This window comes from Klebsiella sp. CN_Kp106 (genome assembly GCF_040064575.1).
In the GTDB taxonomy this organism is placed as follows: domain Bacteria; phylum Pseudomonadota; class Gammaproteobacteria; order Enterobacterales; family Enterobacteriaceae; genus Klebsiella; species Klebsiella michiganensis.
In genome coordinates, this window is the sequence record NZ_JBEAIG010000018.1 from 1 (window position 1) to 20,938 (window position 20,938).

Below are 20,938 nucleotides of genomic sequence, written 5' to 3' on the forward strand. Positions count from 1 at the left end.
GGTGTGTGATGACCCGGATATAGTAGAGCAAAGCGCCAAAAAATATCAACCAGCCTGTTCCAAAGTCCATTATAAGACTTTCCTCAGGCATCTTAAGGCAAATGTAAAAATGAAACGCATGAGACAAACAATGCCGGTATGTAATAACAACCATTTGCTTACAATAAAGGCAGGATGTATACCTGACAGAGAAATGTGAATTAAATTCATATCTGAATAGGCAGCATTGATTGATGCAAATCAATATGTAACGCAAATACTGGTCGTTCCGGATACTGAAAAGCGCGCGAGCAGGGGCGTAAGAAATAAATTATTTTTTATCGTTTACCGGCCATGAAAAAGTCCAGTAGTGGATTTTAATATGGCTATAATTAATGGCTGCCAGGATTAATATAAAACTCACAAATAATATCTGCCAAATATCCGGTATCGATGGTTAAACCGGACAATGTATAGATTCGCGCTGAGCGCAAAAGAAATAGCGGCATTTCATTCAGCGGATATATTAAAACACAACTTACAATAATGCCTCTCACTCATATCATGTCCTATAACCTTCCTTGCGCCCTCCCCGTAGACAGAGAGAGACAGCGTCTTTCTACTGTGAGCCATCCCAGTCAAGTCGCCAGAGAGAGCATTCAGCGTTAATGATCCCTCACATCATAACCAGACTGCCCGGCCTCAACGCTGCACTTTCCCCCTCAGCCCTTCTCTTTACCGTCACAGATTCAAAACCTTGATCTTCTCCGTGGCTCAGCGCAGCATGGAAATGCAAACACACTAAAACAAGAATTCGCAACCCAATCACAGGAGAGAATCAGTGCAAACAGGACATCGCTTCCAGGCCACGGATCTGCATCAATTTGTTAAAACCCTTTTCACCCATATGGGAAGCTCCCTCACCGAAGCATCGCTTATCGCCGACCATCTGATTGCCGCTAACCTGGCCGGGCACGATTCCCACGGCGTCGGCATGATCCCAAGCTACGTACGCTCCCACGCGCAGGGTTATCTCCAGCTCAATCGCCACGCCAGCGTGATGAAAGACGCGGGCGCGGTGGTCACGCTGGACGGCAACGGCGGCTTCGGCCAGGTCGTGGCCCATGAAGCCATGCAGATCGGCATTAAGAAAGCCAGAGAGCACGGTATGGCCGCCGTGGCGCTGCGCAATGCGCACCATATTGGCCGCATCGGCTACTGGGCGGAACAGTGCGCGGCCGCCGGAATGATCTCTATCCATTTCGTTAACGTCGTTGGCAACGTGATGGTCGCCCCGTTCCGTGGGAAAGACAGCCGCTTCGGTACTAACCCGCTGTGCGTGGTGTTCCCGCGCGCCGGCCATCCGCCGCTGCTGCTGGATTACGCCACCAGCGCCATCGCCTTCGGTAAAACCCGCGTCGCCTGGCATAAAGGCGTCCCGGTACCGGCGGGGTCGCTGATCGACGCTCACGGCGTCCCCACTACCGACCCGGCGGTGATGCAGACGTCGCCGCTGGGGGCGCTGCTGACCTTTGCCGAACATAAAGGCTACGCGCTGGCGACGCTGTGCGAAATTATCGGCGGCGCGGTATCCGGCGGTAAAACCTCGCATCAGGAGACGCTGCAGGGCAGCGTGGACGCTATCTTCAACTGCATGACCACCATTATTCTCAGCCCGGAAGCGTTCGATGCGCCGGATATGCAGCGCGAGACCGAAGCGTTTATCGACTGGTGTAAACGGTCGCCGCACGACCCGGACGCGCCGATTCTGGCCCCGGGCGAGTGGGAAGAGGCTAACCGCCAGCAGCGTCTGGCGCAGGGGATACCGCTGGACGCCGGCAGCTGGCAGGCGATTTGCGCCGCCGCCGAAGAAGTCGGTTTACCCGCCGACACCCTCGCGCAGCTGCGCCAGAAGCTGGCCTGATTTTTCCTCGATGACGCCCGAACGGGCGTCATGTCATCGTCATTAGTGTCGACATCACCGCCGCCCCGCCCCGCCTGATCAACTATTCTATACAAATTCAATAAGTTAAGTTTTGGCACAGCGTATGCATAACGCTCCCGTCATTTGCCGGTGCGCTGGCTCATGACGCCCTGACAAAGGCGGGCCGGGCCCGGTCTGTCGTTGTTGTTTATTCTCTGTTAACAGGTCTGTTACTGATGAAAAAAATCACGAGCGTTTGCCCTTATTGCGGGGCCGGTTGCAAACTTAAGCTGGTCGTCGAAAACAATAAAATTCTCCGTGCCGAAGCCGCCGATGGCGTCACCAACCAAAATCAGCTGTGCCTGAAAGGCTATTACGGCTGGGATTTCCTCAACGACACCCAGCTACTGACGCCGCGTCTGCAGCAACCGATGATTCGCTATCAGAAAGGCGGTAAGTTCACCCCGGTCAGCTGGGAGGAAGCTATCCGCTATACGGCGAATAAACTGCGTGAAATAAAGGAGAAGCACGGCCCGCGCGCCATTATGACGACCGGTTCATCGCGCGGTACCGGGAATGAAACCAACTATGTGATGCAGAAATTCGCCCGCGGCGTGCTCCACACCAACAACGTCGACTGCTGCGCCCGCGTCTGCCACGGCCCGTCGGTAGCCGGGCTTCAGCTGGCACTCGGTAACGGCGCGATGAGCAACTCGATTAGCGATATCGAAAACTCGAAATGTCTGCTGGTCTTTGGCTATAACTGCGCTGACTCCCACCCTATCGTCGCCCGCCGGGTGATTAAAGCTCGCGAAAACGGGGCGAAAATCATCGTCTGCGACCCGCGCCGTATCGAAACCGCCCGCATCGCCGATCGCCATCTGCAGCTCAATAACGGCAGCAACATGGCGCTGGTCAACGCCTTCGCCCACGTGCTGCTGGAAGAAGATCTCTATAACCACGACTACGTCGACCGCTTTACCGAGGGGCTGGACGCCTATCGCGAAACGGTGAAAGACTATTCCCCTGAAGCCGTCGAAGGGATCGTCGGCGTGCCGGCCGCTGAAATTCGCCAGGCGATGCGCATGTTTGCCGCCGCGCCTTCCGCCACCATTATGTGGGGCATGGGCGTCACCCAGTTCGGCCAGGCGGTGGACGTCGTCAGAGGGCTGGCGAGCCTGGCGCTGTTAACCGGTAACCTCGGACGCGCCAACGTCGGCGTGGGTCCGGTACGCGGACAAAACAACGTCCAGGGCGCCTGCGATATGGGCGTCCTGCCGAATATGTTCCCGGGCTACCAGGACGTCACCGACGCCAGCGTTCGCGATAAGTTTGCCAAAGCATGGGGCGTTAACCCGGCTGTCATGGACGACCAGGTCGGTACCCGGATCACCGAAGTGCCGCACAAAGCGCTGGCTGGCGAAATCAAAGCCTACTACATCATGGGTGAAGATCCCCTGCAAACCGAAGCCGATTTAGGCCTGGTGCGTAAGGGGATTGAAGCGCTCGATTTTGTGGTGGTGCAGGATATCTTTATGACCAAAACCGCCGAAATCGCCGATGTGCTGCTGCCCGCCACCTCATGGGGCGAACACGGCGGCGTCTTTACCTGCGCCGACCGCGGCTTCCAGCGCTTCGAGCAGGCGATTATCGCCACCGGTAATGTTAAGCGCGACTGGGAAATCATCAGCCTGCTGGCCAGCGAAATGGGCTACCCGATGCATTACGATAACAACCAGCAGATCTGGGACGAAATGCGCGAACTCTGCCCGCTGTTCTATGGCGTCACCTACGAGAAAATGGGCGATATGAACCACGTCCAGTGGCCGTGCCCGACGCTGGATCACCCCGGTACGCCGTGGCTGTATAAAGATAACCTCTTCGATACGCCAACCGGCAAAGGCCAGCTGTTCGCCGCCCCGTGGCGCGCGCCTGCCGAGACGCCGGATGAAGCGTATCCGCTGGTGCTCTGTACCGTGCGCGAAGTCGGCCACTACTCGTGTCGTTCGATGACCGGCAACTGCGCGGCCCTGCAATCGCTTGCCGATGAGCCGGGCCGGGTGCAAATCAATCGCGCCGACGCGCAGCGCCTCGGTATCGCCGACCAGCAGCTGGTGTGGGTCAGCTCGCGGCGCGGTAAGGTGATTACCCGCGCCGACATCAGCGATCGCATTAACGAAGGCGCGGTGTATATGACCTATCAATGGTGGGTCGGCGCCTGTAATGAGCTGACGCAGGATAATCTCGACCCGATCTCGAAAACGCCGGAAACCAAATACTGCGCGGTGAAGGTGGAGGCTATCGCGGATCAGCGCTGGGCCGAGCAGTATGCCTGGACAAGCTATAGTGAGATGAAAGCCCGCCTGAAAGCGGCGGTGAACGTGTAAAACAACGCAGGGAGATGCGCGCGTCTCCCTCCATATCCACTTTTGCTCCCGGGGGCTGCGCTCAACATGCCTTGCCCTGGCTACAGATTCACCGCCATCTGCGGATCGGTAGCCCGGACAGATGCGCAGCATCGCCTCCGGGAAATTCAGCTACTCTGCGCTCTGCTCCCGGGGGCTGCGCTTAACGCGCCTTGCCCGGGCTACAGGTTCATCGCCGTCTGCGGGCCGGTAGCCCGGACAGATGCGCAGCATCGCCTCCGGGATCGGTCTCTTACGCCAACAGTTTCTCCACCAGCGCCGTCCACAGCGCCACGCCGTGCGGGATCAGCGCATCGTTAAAATCATATCCGGCGTTATGTAGCGGCTTTGATGCCGTCTCGCCATCGGTGCCAATCCAGAAATAGGCGCCCGGGCAGGCCTCCAGCATGCAGGCAAAATCTTCCGAGGCCATAGAGGGATTGCCGTTCCAGCTCACCGCCGATTCCCCCAGCAGCGCGGTCGCCACCTCGCGAACCTTTTGTGCTTCAGCCGGGTGGTTGGTGGTGACGGGATAACCGGGATACCAGGCGATTTTGCCTTCCACGTCTGATACCTGCGGCTGGGCGGCGACATAGCTTTCAATCAGCCCCCTGACCCGCTCACGCACCTGGTTATTCAGACAGCGGAAGGTTCCGCGCAGCACCACTTTATCCGGCAGCACGTTGATCGCCTCCCCGCCGGAAATCTGGGTAATGCTTACCACCGTGGATTCCTGCGGCGACAGGCGGCGCGACGGAATGGTTTGCAGCGCCATAATCAGCTGCGCCGCGGCGACAATCGGGTCCGCCCCGCGCTCCGGCATCGCCGCATGGCAGCTCTTGCCGGTCAGGGTAATTTCAAACGCATCGAGAGAGGCCATCATCGCCCCGCTGCCGATCGCCACCTGGCCCAGCGGCATACCCGGCCAGTTGTGCAGCGCGTAAATGGCATCCATCGGGAAGCGCGCAAACAGCCCCTCTTCCACCATCTTACGCGCGCCGCCCAGGTTCTCCTCAGCGGGCTGGAAAACAAAGTGAACGGTGCCGCGAAAGCGGCGGGTTTGCGCCAGATGCGCCGCTGCCGCCAGCAGCATTGCGCTATGGCCGTCGTGGCCGCAGGCGTGCATCACGCCCGGATTACGCGATTTATAGTCGACGTCGCTCTGCTCGGTGATCGGTAGCGCATCCATATCGGCCCGCAGGCCAATTACCGGACCCGGGCCGTTCTCCAGCGTCGCGACCACGCCGGTGCCCGCCAGACCGCTATGCACCTGAAGGCCAAATGAAGAGAGCAGTTCAGCGACCCGGCGAGAGGTTTCCTGTTCCTGATACCCCAGCTCAGGGCAAGCATGAAAATCACGTCGCCAGCGAATGGCCTCGGCGATCAGTGAAGGGGATACAGCCATGTCTTACTCCTTTCCTGCACAGCTTCAGCGCTGAACGAGTGTTTTATGCAATACGTTAGGGCTACAGGTAACCCGCTAGCCTATTGGTTATATCCTTTCGCCCGCTCGCTGACAACTGCCGCCAAACCCTGCGCCAACGCGCCTTTGCGCGGCATCCCGCCTGCACTGCGTTTTTTTGTAGTCATATCAACGGTGACATAAGGCGTGCGATTAATTATTATGCAGCTATACTGGCGTTTTGCCGAATAATTCACTCTACAGACCTCCTTAACCGGAAATAAAATGTTCAACCCAGAGCAGAATCGTCTTGCCCCCACGCTGGCGATGATCATGGCGGCTTCATTAGTGGGATTTATCACCGGATACACGGTGCCCTTAATCAGTCTGGAGCTGGCGCAGCAGCAGATTGATACCGTTTACGTCGGCCTGCTGGCCGCGCTACCGCCAGCGGGGATGATGATCTCCTCCTTCCTCTCGCCCGCGCTGTGCCGGCGCTTCGAGATGGGGCTTCTGCTCTCCGTCAGCCTGGTGGCGCTGGCGGCGGCAACCATCGCCTCCTGCCTGTCGTTTGATATGGTTCATCTCCTGCTGCCGCGGCTGGTGACCGGCCTGGCGTCAGGGGTGATTATCGTCATTGGCGAAAGCTGGATCACCGGCGGCGCGGCGGGTAAAAACCGGGCAACCCTGACCGGCATTTATGCCTCCGCCTTTACCGGCTGTCAGCTGGCGGGGCCGCTGCTGATCTCCGCCGGAGAAGCGTATCAATCATGGACTCTGCTGCTCGTCGGACTGGTGACCCTCGCCTGTCTGCTGATGCTCCGCCATTTGCCCTCCGGCAGCCGCGAACGGCTGGCGGAACGCGCCAGCTGGCGCAGCCTCGGCGCCTTTTTGCCAGTACTGGCTTCCGGCGTATTCTGCTTCGCCTTTTTTGATGCCAGCATACTGGCGCTGCTGCCGCTTTACGGTATGGATAAAGGGCTGAGTGAAGTGACGGCGGTACTGCTGGTCACCGTGGTATTAACCGGCGATGCCGTATTCCAGGCCCCGCTGGGCTGGATTGCCGACCGCTTCGGTATCCGCCGCGTACATCTGACCTGCGCGGTGGTCTTCTGCCTCGCCCTGCTGACATTACCGTTCCTGCTGGCGTCGCATATCCAGCTGATTGTCGGCTGCCTGCTTCTCGGCGCCGCGGCGGGGGCGCTCTATACCCTGTCGCTGGTCCGCGCCGGGAAGACCTTCTCCGGACAAAAGCTGATTATGATCAACGCCCTGCTGGGGTTCTTTTGGTCCGCGGGGAGCGTCGCAGGCCCGGTGGTCAGCGGATTGCTGATCAGCGTCGCGGGGTATGATGGTCTGCTGATGACGCTGTTTGTCAGCGGCGCGCTGTTCCTGCTGATTCAGTGCCTGGGTAAAAGCGAAAAAGCTCTGCTGGCGGACGAACGCGAGCGCGAAGAAGAGATGGATGATATTAGCGAGGCGGCGCGGTAACGCTTAAGCATTCGGCAGTTACGCGTTGAGAGGACGAAAGCGCTTTCACCTTCCGCGTAAGATCTTCTCCCCGGCTGCGCAGCCGCGCGCCGGGGCCGGGAGCCGTTACAGCACTTTACTTAAAAACGCGGCGGTGCGCGGGTTAGTCGGCGCGCTAAAGATCTGCGCCGGTTTCCCCTCTTCCTGAATGATGCCCTGGTCGATAAAGATAACCCGGTCGGCCACTTCGCGGGCAAAGCCCATCTCGTGGGTTACGATTACCATGGTCATCCCTTCGCTGGCGAGGTTTTTCATCACCTCCAGCACGTCGCCCACCAGCTCAGGATCGAGCGCCGAAGTGGGCTCATCAAACAGCATAATCGACGGCTTCATCGCCAGCGCGCGCGCGATGGCCACCCGCTGCTGCTGCCCGCCGGAGAGGCTGGAGGGCCAGGCGTCGCGCTTGTCGCTCAGCCCGACCTTCGCCAGCAGCTCTTCCGCCAGACGCACCGCCTCCGCGCGCGCCGTGCCGCGCAGGCTCATCGGGGCCATAATCAGATTTTCCAGCACCGTTTTGTGCGGGAACAGATTGAAGCGCTGAAAGACCATGCCGACGCTTTCCCGCATCTTATTCAGATCGGTGGCGCGATCGTGGGCAGCGAAGCCGTTTACCTCAACCTCGCCTTCGCTGACGGTTTCCAGCGCGTTCATGCAGCGCAGAAAAGTGCTTTTCCCGGAACCGGACGGGCCGATAATACACACGACTTCCTGCGGCTTAATGTCGCAGCTGATGCCGCGCAGAACGTGGCTGTCGCCGAAGCGCTTGTGTAAATTATGAATGTGAATCACTTTTGCCAAACCTCTTTTCCAGACGGTTAACCAGCTGCGCCAGCAGGAAAGTAATAACCCAGTAAACCAGGGAGATGGTCAGGTAGGGTTCCCAGTAGGTGGCGTAGGCGCCGGAAACGGTGCGCGCGGCGTAGGCCAGATCCGCCAGACCGATGGCCGACGCCAGCGAGGAGTCCTTAACGATGGCGATAGCGTTGTTGCCCAGCGGCGGCAGAATGCGGCGAAACGCCTGCGGCAGAATCACCTGACGCATGGTTTTCCACCACGGCATTCCCAGCGCGCGGGAAGCTTCCATCTGCCCCTTATCGATCGACTGGATCCCTGCGCGGAAGATCTCCGACACGTAGGCCCCGGCATTCAGCGTAATCGCCACGATACAGGAGAGAAACGCGCCGTAGTTTGAGCGCAGCTCGCGAGCGAAATCAGCGCTCATCATGCCGCTGGTCACCAGCAGTCCGTCGCGCGGGTTGATAAACAGCGGCACCAGCGCGAAGTGCACCACCATAATTTGCACGAACAGCGGCGTACCGCGAAACGCGCTGACGTAAAAGCGCACCGGAAACTGCACCAGGTAACGCAGAACGTATTTCCATACCCCGTGCTCGGCTTTCGCCATCCGCCCCAGCCCGAGGGTCAGCCCCCACAGGGTGCCGAGGATCACGCAGATAATGGTACATTTAATGGTCATCAGGGCACCGTCCATAAACAGCGGACCGTACTCCTCAATGATCTCCCAACGGAATCCCGTCATAGCCCTTCCCTAAAAAATACGGCTATCGCCAGAGTCGATAGCCGTGATGAAAATAAAAATGCGAATTATTGCGCTGGCAGCGTCGGGACATTCTCATCGAACCAGGTTTTATAGATTTTGGCGTAGGTGCCGTCAGCGATGATTTTCTGTAAACCGGCGTTGATCTTCGCCTGCAGCTCGCTGTTGCCTTTCGCCACCGCGATGCCGAAATACTGGCGCTCAAATTTGGCATCCGGCACCAGCTTGAACTGCTTCTCCGGGTGCTGCTTGATGTAGTATTTCACCACGCCGACGTCGCCGACCGCCGCGCTCACGCCGTCTTCAAACAGCTCCTGCAGCATCAGCGGAGTATTATCAAAACGTTTGATCGCGGTACTGTTCTTGCCCAGCACGTCGGAAACCACGATATCGCCGGTGCTGGAGTTCACCACGCCGACTTTCTCGTTTTTCAGCGCCTCAAGGGAGGAGACCTTTGAATCCGCCGGCACGACGATGGACTGTTCGGCCGGGAAATAAGGGGCGGAGAAATCCACCATCTGCTTACGCTTATCGGTGATAGTGATCCCGGAGATAATAATGTCGCGGTCGCCGGTGTTGAGGGTGGCGAAGATCCCTTCCCACGGCGTATTGACCAGTTTGATATCAAAGCCTTCCGCTTTGGCGATCGCTTTGATGATATCGATATCAAAACCTTCCAGCTGTTTCTGGCTGTTCTCGAACTCAAACGGGCGATAGGTTCCGCCGGATCCCACCACGTAAGTTTGCTGAGCCGCGTGGGCGGTGCCGATCATCGCCGCCACCAGGCAGCATGCTTTCATCCACTTCTTAACCATGACAACTCCGTTTTATGCATTAATTTTGCATAAAAATACACACTGTCAGCATGGCATGCAACCGGAAACCTTCCCGACGGTAAATTATCTGCCGTTTAGCTTCGTTTACCGCCGGATTTCCCGATGGCCCGATGCAATTCATTGATCCGCTTCATCGATTTCACCGTTTTTTGCGGCGCGGTGGAGGCGACCGACAGCACGATCATCTCCAGGCAAACCAGCACCGTCCCGTGCAGCGGCACCCGCCCATTATCGCCGCCGCGCGGCACCTCAATGACCACCTGCGCCTCCTGGCTAAAGCGGGAGTCCAGCGCCTGGGTGAGTAAAATCGTCGGGATCCCCAGACGGCGGGCCTCGCGCAGGGTCGTCATCCCCTCCCGGTGCGGCGACTTCTGCCCCATCATAATCAGCACGTCGCCGCGCTGCAGGCCGATCAGCTGCTCGGCGAGGCTAAACCCGGTGCGGTTCATTACGTACGAAGGCAGGCCGATGCGGCTCAGCAGCCTGGCGGTATACTCCGCCAGAATGCCCGAGGCGCCGATCCCAAAAATCCCCACCTGGCGCGCGTCGGTCAGCAGCGCCACCGCCTGGGCCACCGCGGCGCGGTTGTCGGGGCGCGCAAGCACTTCGCAGGCCCGCTGATGCCCTTCCAGCACGAAATCGATGCTCGAATTGACGTCGCTGGATAAGGCGCTCACCGTGGAGATCATTTTTTCCGACGAGGTCGCCGACGGGCCGAACCAGCGCTCCATGGTCTGCTTCAGCTCCCGCAGTCCGGCGAAGCCGAGCGCCTGGATGGCGCGCACCACCGTGGCGTCCGAGGTATTGGTCGCGGCGGCGATTTCCATGGCCGTGCGCTCCAGCACCGCTTCCCGGTTTTCGTTGATATAGCTCACCACCGCCAGCAGACGCGGCGACAGCTGATGCGCGCGGGCGCGAAAACGTTCGCCGAACAGGTCAACCCGCCCCTTCTCTCTTTTGACCACCGTTTTCATTTCAGCCCCTCGGGCAAAGGACGACCGGCAATGTGCGACTGTACCTGGGCGACCATCAGCGACAGCGCGGCGTAGGAGTTAGAGATAACCTCCTCGCGCGGCAGCAGAATGTAGCGCCCGGTGCGGCAGGCGCGCATAAAGTCGCACCAGCCGGGCATCACGCCCTCCATCGCCTGCAGCTCATCCTGCGGCCTGCCGCCGGTATCGGAACGCCAGGTGGCAAATACGAAATCGGCATCCAGCGCCGGCAGCTGCTCGGCGCTGACGTCAATACGCTGGCCATCGGGGATGTTGTCAATCAGCGGCGGGAAGCGGAATCCGGCATCGCGCAGCACGCGTCCCAGCGCATGATAGGCGTGATGCACGGTAACCTTGCCGTTGTTGGCCTGAATCACCGAGACTACGATGTTTTGCGTATCCACCATCGCCTTTAGCTGGGCTATCTGCGCCTGATAGCGGCGTTCGAGGATTAAGAGCCGCGGCTGGGTACCGGTGAGCTGCGCCAGCTTGCGGTAGATGCGCGGCGCGCTGCCCTGCAGGTGGTCGATGCTGACCGTTGGCGCAATCTTCTCCAGCTGCTCCACCGAAACGTGACGGCTGGGCTCGGTAATAATCAGGTCCGGTTTCGCGGCGGCCACCGCTTCGAGATCGATATCCGCCGTGCCGATAAACCGAATCGCGCTGTTATCGAAATCAACGCCGGTCAGCTGTGCGCTGGCGCGTAAAAAGTGGCTGCCGTCCGGACGCGTCCTCCCGTGGCTGGCCACCGGCGGGACGCCAAGCTCGATCAGCGGGATGGTGATATCCAGATCGTGCAGCGACACAATGCGCTGCGGGTGCAGCGGAACGGTCACCGTACGACCCAAATCATCGGTAAAGGTTTGCGTATCGGCGGCCGAGGCGACGCCCGCTAACAGCACCAGCAGAGAAACGAACCAACGCATAGCGATCCTTTTTGATTTACAGGGCGTCACGGCGACGCCAGAGCAGAACGATAAAAAACGGACAGCCGACCAGCGCAATCACGATCCCTGCAGGGATCTGCAGCGGCGCGAAAGCCAGTCGGCCAATTGTATCGGTGGCTAACACCAGCAGCGCGCCAACCAACGCGCTGCCGCAGAGCAGCGCCACCTGGCCGCCGCGCAGCAGAAACCGCGCCATATGCGGCGCCATCAGGCCAACGAAGCCGAGGCTTCCGACGCAGGAAACGCTGGCGGAGGTCAGCAGCACCGGCGCGAAAAAGCGCAGCAGGGTTAGCTGCTGCAGGCGTACGCCGAGACCAATGGCAGTGCGGTCGCCGAGCAGCGCCGCATCGGCGGCCCTGGCGGTCAAAAAAAGGATCAGCGCCCCGGGCAGCGCCCAGCAGAAGGCGACGGCCAACAGCGGCCAGGTCGCCGCGTGCAGGCTGCCCGCCAGCCAGATCATCGCCGTTTGAACATCGCGCACGTCGGCGGTGGTCATAAAAATGCCCACCGCCGCCGCCAGCGTCCACGACACGCCGATGCCGATGAGAATAAAGCGCGGGCGCGAACAGTCGCGGGCCAGCGCCAGAACCAGCAGCGCCACCAGCACGCCGCCGAGCATTCCCGCCAGCGGCCGCCAGACCAGGCCCACCGCCGGGAAGAACAGCACCAGCGCCAGAACGACAATACTGGCCCCCTCCTTCACCCCGATAAGCCCGGGATCCGCCAGACCGTTGCGGGTAATGCTCTGCATCGCCGCGCCGGCCAGACCGAGCATCGCCCCGCACAGCAGCGCCATAAACAGCCGCGGCAGGCGGATATCAAAGAGGATAAATCGCTGCTGTTCGTCCACGATGTCCGCCCCCAGCAGCGCACGGAACAGGGTACCGGAGGGCATCGGGAAGCTGCCGCGGGTCAGGCCAAACAGCGCCAGCAGCAGGATGACGAGCAGCGCGACAGCGGCGATTTTTACCGCCGCAGGGCGCAGCAGAATGTGCCAGCGGCCGCAGGTCAGCGGCCGAAAGCCGGCGCGACGGACGGCGCTTTTCATTTAAAAAACCTCGCGGCGATAAAAATAAATACCGGCGCCCCCACCAGCGCGGTCATCGCGCCGGTTGCCAGCTCCTGGGGCGCAACCAGGGTACGAGCGGCGATATCCGCCAGCAGTAGCACCAGAGCGCCAACCGGAGCGGCCAGCGGTAGCGCCAGACGAATATCTTCGCTAATCAGCCGGCGCACCGCGTGGGGGACCACCAGCCCGACAAAGCCGATCGGCCCGGCCACCGCCACCGCCGAGCCGCACAATAGCGCAATGGCGGTCAGCCCCAGCAGGCGGGTCTGAACAATCTTTACCCCCAGCCCCAGCGCGACCTTATCGCCCAGCGCCAGCACGTTAAGACGCGGCGCGATGACCAGCGCGATCGTCACTCCCGCCAGCGCCGGGAGCAGCGCAGCGCGCAGCGTTTGCCAGTTCAGCCCGGCAAGATCGCCCGCCAGCCAGGTGCGCATCGCCAGCAACGTTTGTTCATCGAGGATCAGAATCGCCGCGGTGACAGCCGAGGCAAAGGCCGACAGCGCCACCCCGCACAGGGTAATGCGCAGCGGCGTAACGCCGCCCCGCCCGGACGACGACAGCAGCATCACGCCGCCAAACAGCAGCGCCGCGCCGCAGGCGGCGGTGAGCGGTCTGGCTAACGCCACGCCGCCGAGGCTGATTCCCAGCGCCGATGTCGCCACTACCGCCAGCGAAGCGCCGGCGTTAAGGCCGAGAATATGCGGCTCGCCCAGCGGGTTGCGGATCACGGTTTGCAGCAGCAGCCCCGCCACGCCGAGCGCCGCGCCGGTGAGCAGCGCCGCCGCGAGACGTACCAGGCGTAAATCGACAATAATTCGGTGGTCAAAATTGCGCGGATCGTAATGGAGCAGCGCCTGCAGCACCGTTTGCGGCGCAATCCAGCGCGCGCCAAGTCCGAGATGCACCAGCGAGCCGCCCAGCAGCAGCAGGCTCAGCAGTACCAGCGCCAGCCGGGGGCGGGATTGTCGGCGCGGCAGCAGCAGCGCGGAGGCGCTCATAATGCCTTCTCCTCACGGGCGCGGAACGGCATAAAAAAGGGCTTACCGGTCTGCGGGTTGAGCGACATCTGCACGTCCACGTCAAAGACGGTTTTGATCAGCTCCGGCGTGCAGATTTCCTGTTCATTAATCACCCCGGCGATCGCGCCTTTTTTAAGAAACACCAGCAGGTCGGCGTAGTTCACCGCGAAGTTCAGGTCGTGCAGGACGGTGACCACCGTGCGGCCGTGATCGCGGGTTAAGGTTTGCAGCAGTTCAAGGATGTCGACCTGATAGCGCAGATCGAGCCAGGTGGTGGGCTCATCCAGCAGAATCGTCGCCGTTTGCTGGGCGAGAGCCATCGCGATCCAGCAGCGCTGGCGCTGGCCGCCGGAGAGGCTATCAACCGCCAGGTGGGCAAACTCTGCGGTACCGGTGAGCCGCAGCGCCTCTTCTACCGCCCGTTCATCGGCCTCGGACCATTGTCGCATCAGCCCCTGCCAGGGGTAACGCCCGCGCGAAACCAGTTCAAAAACCGTCAGCCCTTCCGGGGTCAGCGGCGATTGCGGCAGAATGCCCAGCCGACGGGAAACCTCCCGGGTCGGCATCTGGTGAATCACCTCGCCGTCCAGGCGTACGCAACCCCCCAGCGGCTTGAGCATCCGGGCGATAGTCGACAGCAGCGTCGATTTCCCCGAGCCGTTGGCGCCGGCCAGTACCGTCATTTTCCCGTGGGGGATGGTCAGATGAATATTGTCGACAATTAGCGTCTGGCCATATCCGGCCGACAGGGAATCAAGGACGATCCCCTGCTCTGCAGGCAACACCCGCTGTGGCATAACTCGCTCCCGCGCCGCAACGGCGTGGCGCCAGGCCCGCTCGTTCCGCACTCAAACAAAAATAAATCTCATTCTCTTTTGATCATGCGGTGGATGAATGTAGTAGTCAATACCCTATGACGGCGCCGGCCGCGCGGGTTTACTACCAAAACCCTCACAACATAAAAAGACTTTAATCATCAATTAAAACAATAAGATATTACTTTTTCGCCCAGCCCCTCCCTCGCTAATTGATTGATTATTTGTTTCGTCAGTTTTTTATCTTACATAACGTTTACTACTACATGCCTTCATGATTGAATGATTCTCAATTACATATCTGGCGCGCGTTGCGGCGTAAAAAACAGCCAGGTTTATTTTTCAGGGCAATGATTTTATTGGCTTTACCTCTCCGCAAAGGCGAGGTTCGTTCACGAGACACAAAAATGATTCCACTCAATGTCCCTTATTCGGCATTAAAAGGGCGTGCGCTTTTTTCACTGATTTTTTTCACCTCACCGGGATTATTGGCAGCGGTTAATAGCGCCGATAAAACAAAGAAAACCGCTGACGAGACCATAACGGTCGTGGCCGACGGCACTCGGCAACGCGCCACCCAGGGATATCAGCCGGTCAATACCTCGACCGCCACGCTGACTACCATGCCGATGCTGGATATTCCGCAGGTGGTCAATACCGTCAGCGAGCAGGTGCTCGAGGATCAGCATGCGACGAACCTCGACGAAGCGCTGTATAACGTCGCCAACGTGGTACAAACCAATACCCTCGGCGGGACCCAGGACGCCTTCACCCGCCGCGGCTTCGGCGCTAACCGCGATGGTTCAATCATGACCAACGGCCTGCGCACCGTGCTGCCGCGCAGCTTCACCGCCGCCACCGAACGCGTCGAAGTGCTCAAAGGCCCGGCCTCAACGCTGTACGGTATTCTCGACCCCGGCGGATTAATCAACGTGGTGACCAAACGCCCGGAGCGCAGCTTCGGCGGCTCCGTCTCCGCCACCTCCACCAGCTTTGGCGGCGGTACCGGCCAGTTTGACGTCACCGGCCCCATCGACGGGACTCAGCTGGCGTATCGGGTAATTGGCGAATATCAGCATGAAGATTACTGGCGTAATTTCGGCAAAGAGAAGAGCAGCTTTATTAACCCCTCCCTGACCTGGTTCGGCGAGCGGGCGACGGTGAACGTCTCATATTCGCACCGTGACTACAGTGCCCCATTCGATCGCGGCACCATCTTCGATCTGAATACCGGCCATGCGGTGAACGTCGATCGCAAAACGCGTTTTGATGAACCGTTTAATATTACCGACGGTTATTCCGATCTCGCGCAGCTGAATGCCGAATACCGTCTCAGCGACGCCTGGACCGCCCGCTTCGACTACAGCTACAGCCAGGATCATTACAACGACGATCAGGCCAGGGTAATGGCCTACGACTCAGCGACCGGCAACCTGACCCGCCGCGTCGATGCCACCCACGGTTCCACCCAGAAAATGCACACTACGCGGGCGGATTTACAGGGCAACGTGGTCATTGGCGGTTTCTACAACGAGATCCTCACCGGCCTGGCCTACGAGAATTACGATCTGCTGCGCACCGATATGATCCGCTGTAAGAACGTCAAGGGTTTCAATATCTATAATCCGGTCTACGGCACTGTTGGCAAATGCTCCAGCGTTTCGGCATCCGACAGCGACCAGCGTATTCAGCAGGAGAGCTACGCGGGCTACCTCCAGGATGCGCTCTATCTTACCGATAAGTGGATTGCCGTCGCCGGGGTGCGCTATCAGTATTACACCCAGTACGCCGGCAAGGGCCGCCCGTTTAACGTCAATACCGACAGCAGCGACCAGAAATGGACGCCGAAAGCGGGCCTGGTGTATAAGCTGACGCCGTCCGTCTCGCTGTTCGGTAACGTGGCGCAGTCGTTTATGCCGCAGTCCTCTATCGCCAGCTATATTGGCAATCTGCCGCCGGAAGAGTCGACGTCTTACGAGCTGGGCGCGAAGTTCGATCTGTTCAACGGCGTCACCGCCAATATCGCGCTGTTTGATATTGATAAGCGCAACGTCCTCTACACGGAATCCGTGGGCGATGAGACGGTGGCAAAAACCGCCGGTAAAGTGCGCTCCCGCGGCGTCGAAGTGGACGTGGCCGGATCGCTGACCGATAACCTGAGCGTTATCGCCAGCTACGGCTATACCGATGCGAAGGTCACCGACGATCCGGATTACAAAGGCAAACCGCTGCCGAACGTGCCGAAACACACCGGTTCGCTGTTCCTGAGCTACGACATTCACAATGTCTACGACAGCAATACGCTGACGGTGGGGGGCGGCGGTCGCGCGGTGAGCAAACGTTCCGGCACCAACGGCGCGGATTATTATCTGCAGGGCTATGCGGTGGCGGATGTGTTTGCGGCCTATAAGATGAAGCTGCAATATCCGGTGACCCTGCAGGTTAACGTGAAGAACCTGTTCGATAAGACCTATTACACCTCCTCCATCGGCACCAATAACCTCGGCAACCAGATCGGCGATCCGCGGGAAGTACAGTTTACGGTGAAGATGGATTTTTAAGCCTCATCCCTGTCCCGGATCGCGGCGCGCGGCGCCTTATCCGGGCTAGCACACTGTAGCCCGGGGGCGGCGCGGCCCCCGGGAATCTCCGCCAAACGGTCAGAATCAGCACGCCCCGGATAACGCCTTGCCTTACCAGTCCTCACCCTGGCCAAGAATGCGCAAAATATCCTGCCGATGCTGCAGCAGCAGCGGATTGTCGCGATGGCGAGGATACGTCAGCGGAAGCGCAAACTCGGCGATAATCCGCCCCGGTCGCGGCGACATGATTAACACCCGATCGCACAGCAGCAGCGCCTCTTCGATGTCGTGGGTAACCAGCAGGCTGGTATAGCCCTGCTGTTGCCACAGGGCGATCAGCTGCCGCTGCATGCTGATGCGGGTAAGGGAATCCAGCTTGCCCAGCGGCTCGTCGAGCAACAGCAGACGCGGCTCATTCAGCAGCGCCCGCGCCAGCGCCGCACGCTGCGCCATCCCGCCGGAAAGCTGGCGCGGCCCCGCTTCGCTAAACGCCTGCAGCCCCATTCGCGAAATCAGCGCATCGGCCTTTGGCTCAAGCCCCTTTTTCCCCTGCGCCTGCGGTCCCAGCAGCACGTTTTGCCGCACCGTCAGCCACGGATAAAGGGTCGGATCCTGAAACACCAGTATCCTTTCGGGCCCCGGTCCGCCCATCGCCGCCTCATCAATCTGAATTTGCCCGGCCTGCTGCGGCTCCAGTCCCGCCAGCAGCCGCAGCAGAGTGGATTTACCGCAGCCCGAAGGACCGAGCAGCGCGACGCTCTCTCCGGGCCGCAGCTGCAGGCTGATATTCTCCAGCACCGGCACCGTCTGTTTGCCAAGGCTAAAAGCGTGATGCAGATGGCTTATCGACACCGCCGCGCCGGTCGATGCCGCCTGAGAAGTGGCGTTCGCGGTTACCATTGCATCCCTCCCCGCTGCCAGCTCAGCAGCCGGTCTCGCACCATAAACAGCCCGCTAATCAGGCCGGAGCAGAGCAGCGCCATCACCAGCAGCGCCGCGTACATATTGGGATAGGCCGCCCAGCCCTGCGCCCACTGGAGATAAAAACCGATACCGGATTTCACGCCGACCATTTCGGCGACGATCAGCACCGAAAACGATGCGCCAAGCCCCATAAACAGGCCGACAAAAACGTTCGGCAACGCGGCGGGGATCGCCACGCGCAGGATCAGGAAACGCTGGCTGGCGCCCAGGGTTCGCGCCACGTCATACCACGCCTTATCGATGCCGATAACCCCGGACCAGGTCAGCACGGTCACCGGGAACCAGGTGCTGAGCGCGATCAGAAACACGCTGGCGCCGAAGCTGGAGGGGAAGATAAACAGGCACAGCGGCAGCAGCGCGGTGGACGGCACCGGCCCCAGCAGACGCAACACCGGATGCACCCAGTAGCCGATCCGCTGGGACCAGCCGATCGCCAGCCCGCTGATAAAACCGCAGCTGGTGCCCAGCAGCACCCCGAGCCCGAGCAGCCCCAGCGAATGCAGAAGGCTATCAAGCAGGCGCGGCCAGTCATCGTGCAGCACCTCAATCAGCGCCTGCGGCGGCGCGAAAAACGGCACCGGCAAAAACGCCGTCTTGGCCGTCAGTCCCTCCCACAGCGCAAAAAGCAGCGGCAGCAGCGCCAGCCACTTTCCGGCATGCTGCAGGCGAGTCCCCCGCTGCCGCCAGTAGCGGTAGCTCAGCGCCAGCAGCAACAGTCCGCCGCCAAGGGTGAACTGCGCCAGCGCCCACCCTTCGCTAAACGGCCAGCGCCGCCCGGCATCGGGCCAGGCCAGGGTAAACAGGCCGCCCAGCAGCCATAGCGCGGCGGCAAGCCAGCCTTCCTTCCACAGCGGCCTACCGCTTGCCGGGCGCGTCAGCACCCGTTCAGGCGAAAACGTTGACATAAATGCTCTCCGCAAACTGATGGGGATCGGTTCCCGGTTTAATGACCTGCACCCGCTGAAGATCCACGGCGTACTGGGTCAGCTCTTTGACAAACGCCTCGCCCACCGCATGATGGCCGTGCCCCTGGCCGTGGAGAATGCCGCTGACCTCCGCCTCATTGGTATTCAGCGCATGGGCGAGGAAGGATTGCGCCACGCTCTCCGGATGCGCGGCGGCATAGCTGTGCGCCTCAAGAATCGCCTGGGTGAGCGCGGCGGCGGCCGGTTTATGATCGCGCGCCAGGCTACCGCTGACCCCCAGTACGCAGCAGCTCAGGTTAGCGTAATCGCCGGTCATATTGCTGGCGATAAGCTGATATTTACCGGTGTCCAGCAGACGATAGCTGAAAGGTTCGCTGCCGCTGATGGCGGCAATTTCGCGTTTATCCAGCGCCACGCTGAGTAAATCTGCCGGATAGACTTTCCACTGCACATCGCTTATCGGATCGATGCCGTGGCGCTTAAGCAAGATGGCGAAGAAGTTTTTATCCGGCCCGGCCATATCGGTGACGCCGATGGTTTGCCCCTTCAGGCTCTCCAGGCCGCCGAACGGCGAGTTTTTCGCCGTCAGCAGGTTCAGGCAGCCGCCGTGGGTTCCGGCGGTGAGCTTCACGTCGAAGCCCTGCTCCAGCGCCTTCAGCCAGCGCAGCGCCATCCCGACGCCGGCGTCGGCCTTGCCGGTGGCAATCGCCTCCAGCAGCACGTCCGTCGAGTTGCCGAAGTTAACGAACTCCACGTCGAGATTGTATTTACTGAAGATCTTCTGCTGCTCCGCGACGGCAACCGGCGCCAGGCACACCGCGCTTTTGTTAATCGCCAGCTTGATTTTGTACGGCTGCGCCAGGCGCAGGGCCGGGTGTTCCTCACCGCTCTCCATGGCCGCCATATCGTGAGCCCAAAGCGGCAGAGAGGCCCCGGCCAGCGCAAGGCTGCCGGTCAAGCGTAAGAAACGACGGCGAGATGTCATCATGGCGACACCTCCGCATGGGCCTGCGCGGCAGGCACGCTAAAGCCGTTATCAAACGTCGGCGTCACGTCCAGCTTTGCGCGGATCAGCCCGTTGGCGAGGTAAAAGTCCGCCGTCGACTGCTGCTGAGCGACCGTCTTCGCGTCCAGACGCAGCCACTGCGACTGGCGATTGGCAAACTGCGCGCGGGCGATATCCGCCGGGAAACGAATAATTTCCCCCAGCGTTTTACCGTAGCTATCGAGATTGGCGTAGGCCCAGCGCTCGGCGCCGGCCAGGCGATTTAGGTAATCCTGCAGCGCCGCACGCTTCTGCGGATCCTTAAGGGCATCATCGGTTGCCGCCAGGAAAGTGTTACCCGGCAGCAGCCCTTTGCCGCTGACCAGAATCTGTCCCTCGGCGGTCTTCACCAGCTGCGTGGTATAGGGCTCCCAGGTCGCCCAGGCGTCCACCGAACCGTTGAGCAGCGCCACTTTGGCGTCCACCGGACCGAGAAATACCCACTGCACCTCTTTCGGCGAAATTCCCGCCTGCTCCAGCGCTTTCAGCGCCACAAAGTGGCCAATCGACCCTTTACCGGTAGCGATGCGTTTGCCTTTTAAATCCGCGGCGCTTTTCAACGCGCTGCCGGGCGAGACCAGCACCGCGGTGCCGGCCGGGTTGCTTTTATCGACGGCGATGGCTTTAACCGGCGCGCCGTTAGCCAGCGCGAACAGCAGCGGCGCATCGCCGATAATTCCCGCATCCACCGCCCCGGCGTTAAGCGCTTCCGCCAGCGGCGCGGCGGCCGGAAACTCGGCCCATTTAATCTCGTAAGGGAGATCCTGCAGGGCGTTGGCTGCCTCCAGCTGCGAACGCATGCCGCCTTTTTGATCGGCGATTCGCAGGGTGATTCGCTCCTGAGCCGCCGCATAGCCGCTCAGGGCCAGCAGCATAACCACCCCGGCTAAACCGGTAACATTAAGTCTGCGCATATGAATTA

17 protein-coding genes and 1 pseudogene are annotated in these 20,938 nt (G+C 60.3%); 5 read left to right on the forward strand and 13 right to left on the reverse strand.

Annotated features, from left to right (window positions below; all coding sequences use genetic code 11):
* From ABLU96_RS10515 to fdhF, 3 genes are all read left to right on the forward strand, one after another.
* Positions 1-199: hypothetical protein (locus ABLU96_RS10515; protein ID WP_348862503.1), on the forward strand; the 199-nt coding region annotated here is incomplete at its 5' end.
* Between the two features lie 621 nt (positions 200-820).
* Entirely contained in the window at positions 821-1,903 is a 1,083-nt protein-coding gene (locus tag ABLU96_RS10520) for a malate/lactate/ureidoglycolate dehydrogenase (protein ID WP_042945327.1), read from the forward strand.
* A 236-nt stretch (positions 1,904-2,139) separates the two neighbouring features.
* On the forward strand, positions 2,140-4,290 hold the full coding sequence (gene fdhF / locus ABLU96_RS10525; protein ID WP_047723678.1) for a formate dehydrogenase subunit alpha: 2,151 nt from the start codon (positions 2,140-2,142) through the stop codon (positions 4,288-4,290).
* Between the two features lie 271 nt (positions 4,291-4,561).
* Here the strand turns inward: fdhF and ABLU96_RS10530 are convergent, their stop codons facing one another.
* Positions 4,562-5,713, reverse strand: a complete 1,152-nt coding sequence (locus ABLU96_RS10530; RefSeq protein WP_064379800.1) for a M20 aminoacylase family protein — start codon at positions 5,711-5,713, stop codon at positions 4,562-4,564.
* Positions 5,714-5,995: 282 nt separating this feature from the next.
* Here ABLU96_RS10530 and ABLU96_RS10535 point away from each other — a divergent pair, with 282 nt between their 5' ends.
* Complete coding sequence (locus ABLU96_RS10535; RefSeq protein WP_064405822.1) at positions 5,996-7,201, forward strand: MFS transporter; 1,206 nt, start codon at positions 5,996-5,998, stop codon at positions 7,199-7,201.
* Positions 7,202-7,306: 105 nt separating this feature from the next.
* Here ABLU96_RS10535 and ABLU96_RS10540 read toward each other — a convergent pair whose 3' ends face one another.
* The 8 genes and pseudogenes from ABLU96_RS10540 to ABLU96_RS10575 all read right to left on the reverse strand — a co-directional run bounded on the left by ABLU96_RS10540 (position 7,307) and on the right by ABLU96_RS10575 (position 14,461).
* Positions 7,307-8,029, reverse strand: a complete 723-nt coding sequence (locus ABLU96_RS10540; protein WP_025108184.1) for an amino acid ABC transporter ATP-binding protein — start codon at positions 8,027-8,029, stop codon at positions 7,307-7,309.
* Positions 8,013-8,780, reverse strand: coding sequence for an amino acid ABC transporter permease (locus tag ABLU96_RS10545; protein ID WP_004102832.1), 768 nt, complete (start codon positions 8,778-8,780; stop codon positions 8,013-8,015). The genes ABLU96_RS10540 and ABLU96_RS10545 overlap by 17 nt, the downstream gene beginning before the upstream one ends.
* 65 nt (positions 8,781-8,845) lie before the next feature.
* On the reverse strand, positions 8,846-9,613 hold the full coding sequence (locus ABLU96_RS10550) for a basic amino acid ABC transporter substrate-binding protein (protein ID WP_004851663.1): 768 nt from the start codon (positions 9,611-9,613) through the stop codon (positions 8,846-8,848).
* Positions 9,614-9,708: 95 nt separating this feature from the next.
* Entirely contained in the window at positions 9,709-10,608 is a 900-nt protein-coding gene (locus ABLU96_RS10555) for a MurR/RpiR family transcriptional regulator (RefSeq protein ID WP_014838722.1), read from the reverse strand.
* A pseudogene (locus ABLU96_RS10560) lies at positions 10,605-11,575 on the reverse strand (iron-siderophore ABC transporter substrate-binding protein); the annotation flags it as partial. The pseudogene ABLU96_RS10560 and the gene ABLU96_RS10555, both read right to left, overlap by 4 nt.
* Positions 11,569-12,621 carry an iron ABC transporter permease gene (locus ABLU96_RS10565; RefSeq protein WP_057174156.1) on the reverse strand — a complete coding sequence of 351 codons (1,053 nt, stop codon included), beginning with the start codon at positions 12,619-12,621 and terminating at the stop codon, positions 11,569-11,571. The pseudogene ABLU96_RS10560 and the gene ABLU96_RS10565, both read right to left, overlap by 7 nt.
* Positions 12,618-13,643 carry an iron ABC transporter permease gene (locus ABLU96_RS10570; protein WP_025108187.1) on the reverse strand — a complete coding sequence of 342 codons (1,026 nt, stop codon included), beginning with the start codon at positions 13,641-13,643 and terminating at the stop codon, positions 12,618-12,620. Before ABLU96_RS10570 ends, ABLU96_RS10565 begins: the two co-directional genes overlap by 4 nt.
* The gene (locus ABLU96_RS10575) at positions 13,640-14,461 is read right to left on the reverse strand and encodes an ABC transporter ATP-binding protein (RefSeq protein ID WP_014229681.1); all 822 of its coding nucleotides are present in this window, start codon (positions 14,459-14,461) and stop codon (positions 13,640-13,642) included. Before ABLU96_RS10575 ends, ABLU96_RS10570 begins: the two co-directional genes overlap by 4 nt.
* A gap of 425 nt (positions 14,462-14,886) precedes the next feature.
* Between ABLU96_RS10575 and ABLU96_RS10580 the strand changes: the two genes are divergently transcribed.
* Complete coding sequence (locus ABLU96_RS10580; protein ID WP_033837168.1) at positions 14,887-17,040, forward strand: TonB-dependent siderophore receptor; 2,154 nt, start codon at positions 14,887-14,889, stop codon at positions 17,038-17,040.
* Between the two features lie 132 nt (positions 17,041-17,172).
* On the opposite strand, the gene ABLU96_RS10585 is transcribed toward ABLU96_RS10580, so the two are convergent.
* Genes ABLU96_RS10585 through ABLU96_RS10600 form a run of 4 tightly spaced genes read right to left on the reverse strand, consistent with a single transcriptional unit; the run spans position 17,173 to position 20,930 of the window.
* Positions 17,173-17,961: an ATP-binding cassette domain-containing protein gene (locus ABLU96_RS10585; protein WP_064405820.1), complete on the reverse strand. Its 789-nt coding sequence runs from the start codon at positions 17,959-17,961 to the stop codon at positions 17,173-17,175.
* Complete coding sequence (locus ABLU96_RS10590) at positions 17,955-18,950, reverse strand: ABC transporter permease subunit (protein WP_014229684.1); 996 nt, start codon at positions 18,948-18,950, stop codon at positions 17,955-17,957. The genes ABLU96_RS10585 and ABLU96_RS10590 overlap by 7 nt, the downstream gene beginning before the upstream one ends.
* Positions 18,931-19,956: an ABC transporter substrate-binding protein gene (locus tag ABLU96_RS10595; RefSeq protein ID WP_049103314.1), complete on the reverse strand. Its 1,026-nt coding sequence runs from the start codon at positions 19,954-19,956 to the stop codon at positions 18,931-18,933. Before ABLU96_RS10595 ends, ABLU96_RS10590 begins: the two co-directional genes overlap by 20 nt.
* Positions 19,956-20,930 (reverse strand): ABC transporter substrate-binding protein, encoded by a 975-nt coding sequence (locus tag ABLU96_RS10600; protein ID WP_025108190.1) that lies wholly within the window; start codon positions 20,928-20,930, stop codon positions 19,956-19,958. Before ABLU96_RS10600 ends, ABLU96_RS10595 begins: the two co-directional genes overlap by 1 nt.
* Positions 20,931-20,938: the final 8 nt, after the last annotated feature.

Excerpts from the sequence above, each read along its gene's own strand:
- ABLU96_RS10550 (WP_004851663.1), bottom strand. The coding sequence starts at position 9,613 with ATGGTTAAGAAGTGGATGAAAGCATGCTGCCTGGTGGCGGCGATGATC.
- ABLU96_RS10575 (WP_014229681.1), bottom strand. The coding sequence starts at position 14,461 with ATGCCACAGCGGGTGTTGCCTGCAGAGCAGGGGATCGTCCTTGATTCC.
- ABLU96_RS10530 (WP_064379800.1), bottom strand. The coding sequence starts at position 5,713 with ATGGCTGTATCCCCTTCACTGATCGCCGAGGCCATTCGCTGGCGACGT.
- ABLU96_RS10580 (WP_033837168.1), top strand. The coding sequence starts at position 14,887 with ATGATTCCACTCAATGTCCCTTATTCGGCATTAAAAGGGCGTGCGCTT.
- ABLU96_RS10590 (WP_014229684.1), bottom strand. The coding sequence starts at position 18,950 with ATGTCAACGTTTTCGCCTGAACGGGTGCTGACGCGCCCGGCAAGCGGT.
- ABLU96_RS10585 (WP_064405820.1), bottom strand. The coding sequence starts at position 17,961 with ATGGTAACCGCGAACGCCACTTCTCAGGCGGCATCGACCGGCGCGGCG.
- fdhF (WP_047723678.1), top strand. The coding sequence starts at position 2,140 with ATGAAAAAAATCACGAGCGTTTGCCCTTATTGCGGGGCCGGTTGCAAA.
- ABLU96_RS10545 (WP_004102832.1), bottom strand. The coding sequence starts at position 8,780 with ATGACGGGATTCCGTTGGGAGATCATTGAGGAGTACGGTCCGCTGTTT.
- ABLU96_RS10565 (WP_057174156.1), bottom strand. The coding sequence starts at position 12,621 with ATGAAAAGCGCCGTCCGTCGCGCCGGCTTTCGGCCGCTGACCTGCGGC.
- ABLU96_RS10535 (WP_064405822.1), top strand. The coding sequence starts at position 5,996 with ATGTTCAACCCAGAGCAGAATCGTCTTGCCCCCACGCTGGCGATGATC.
- ABLU96_RS10570 (WP_025108187.1), bottom strand. The coding sequence starts at position 13,643 with ATGAGCGCCTCCGCGCTGCTGCTGCCGCGCCGACAATCCCGCCCCCGG.
- ABLU96_RS10600 (WP_025108190.1), bottom strand. The coding sequence starts at position 20,930 with ATGCGCAGACTTAATGTTACCGGTTTAGCCGGGGTGGTTATGCTGCTG.
- ABLU96_RS10595 (WP_049103314.1), bottom strand. The coding sequence starts at position 19,956 with ATGACATCTCGCCGTCGTTTCTTACGCTTGACCGGCAGCCTTGCGCTG.
- ABLU96_RS10555 (WP_014838722.1), bottom strand. The coding sequence starts at position 10,608 with ATGAAAACGGTGGTCAAAAGAGAGAAGGGGCGGGTTGACCTGTTCGGC.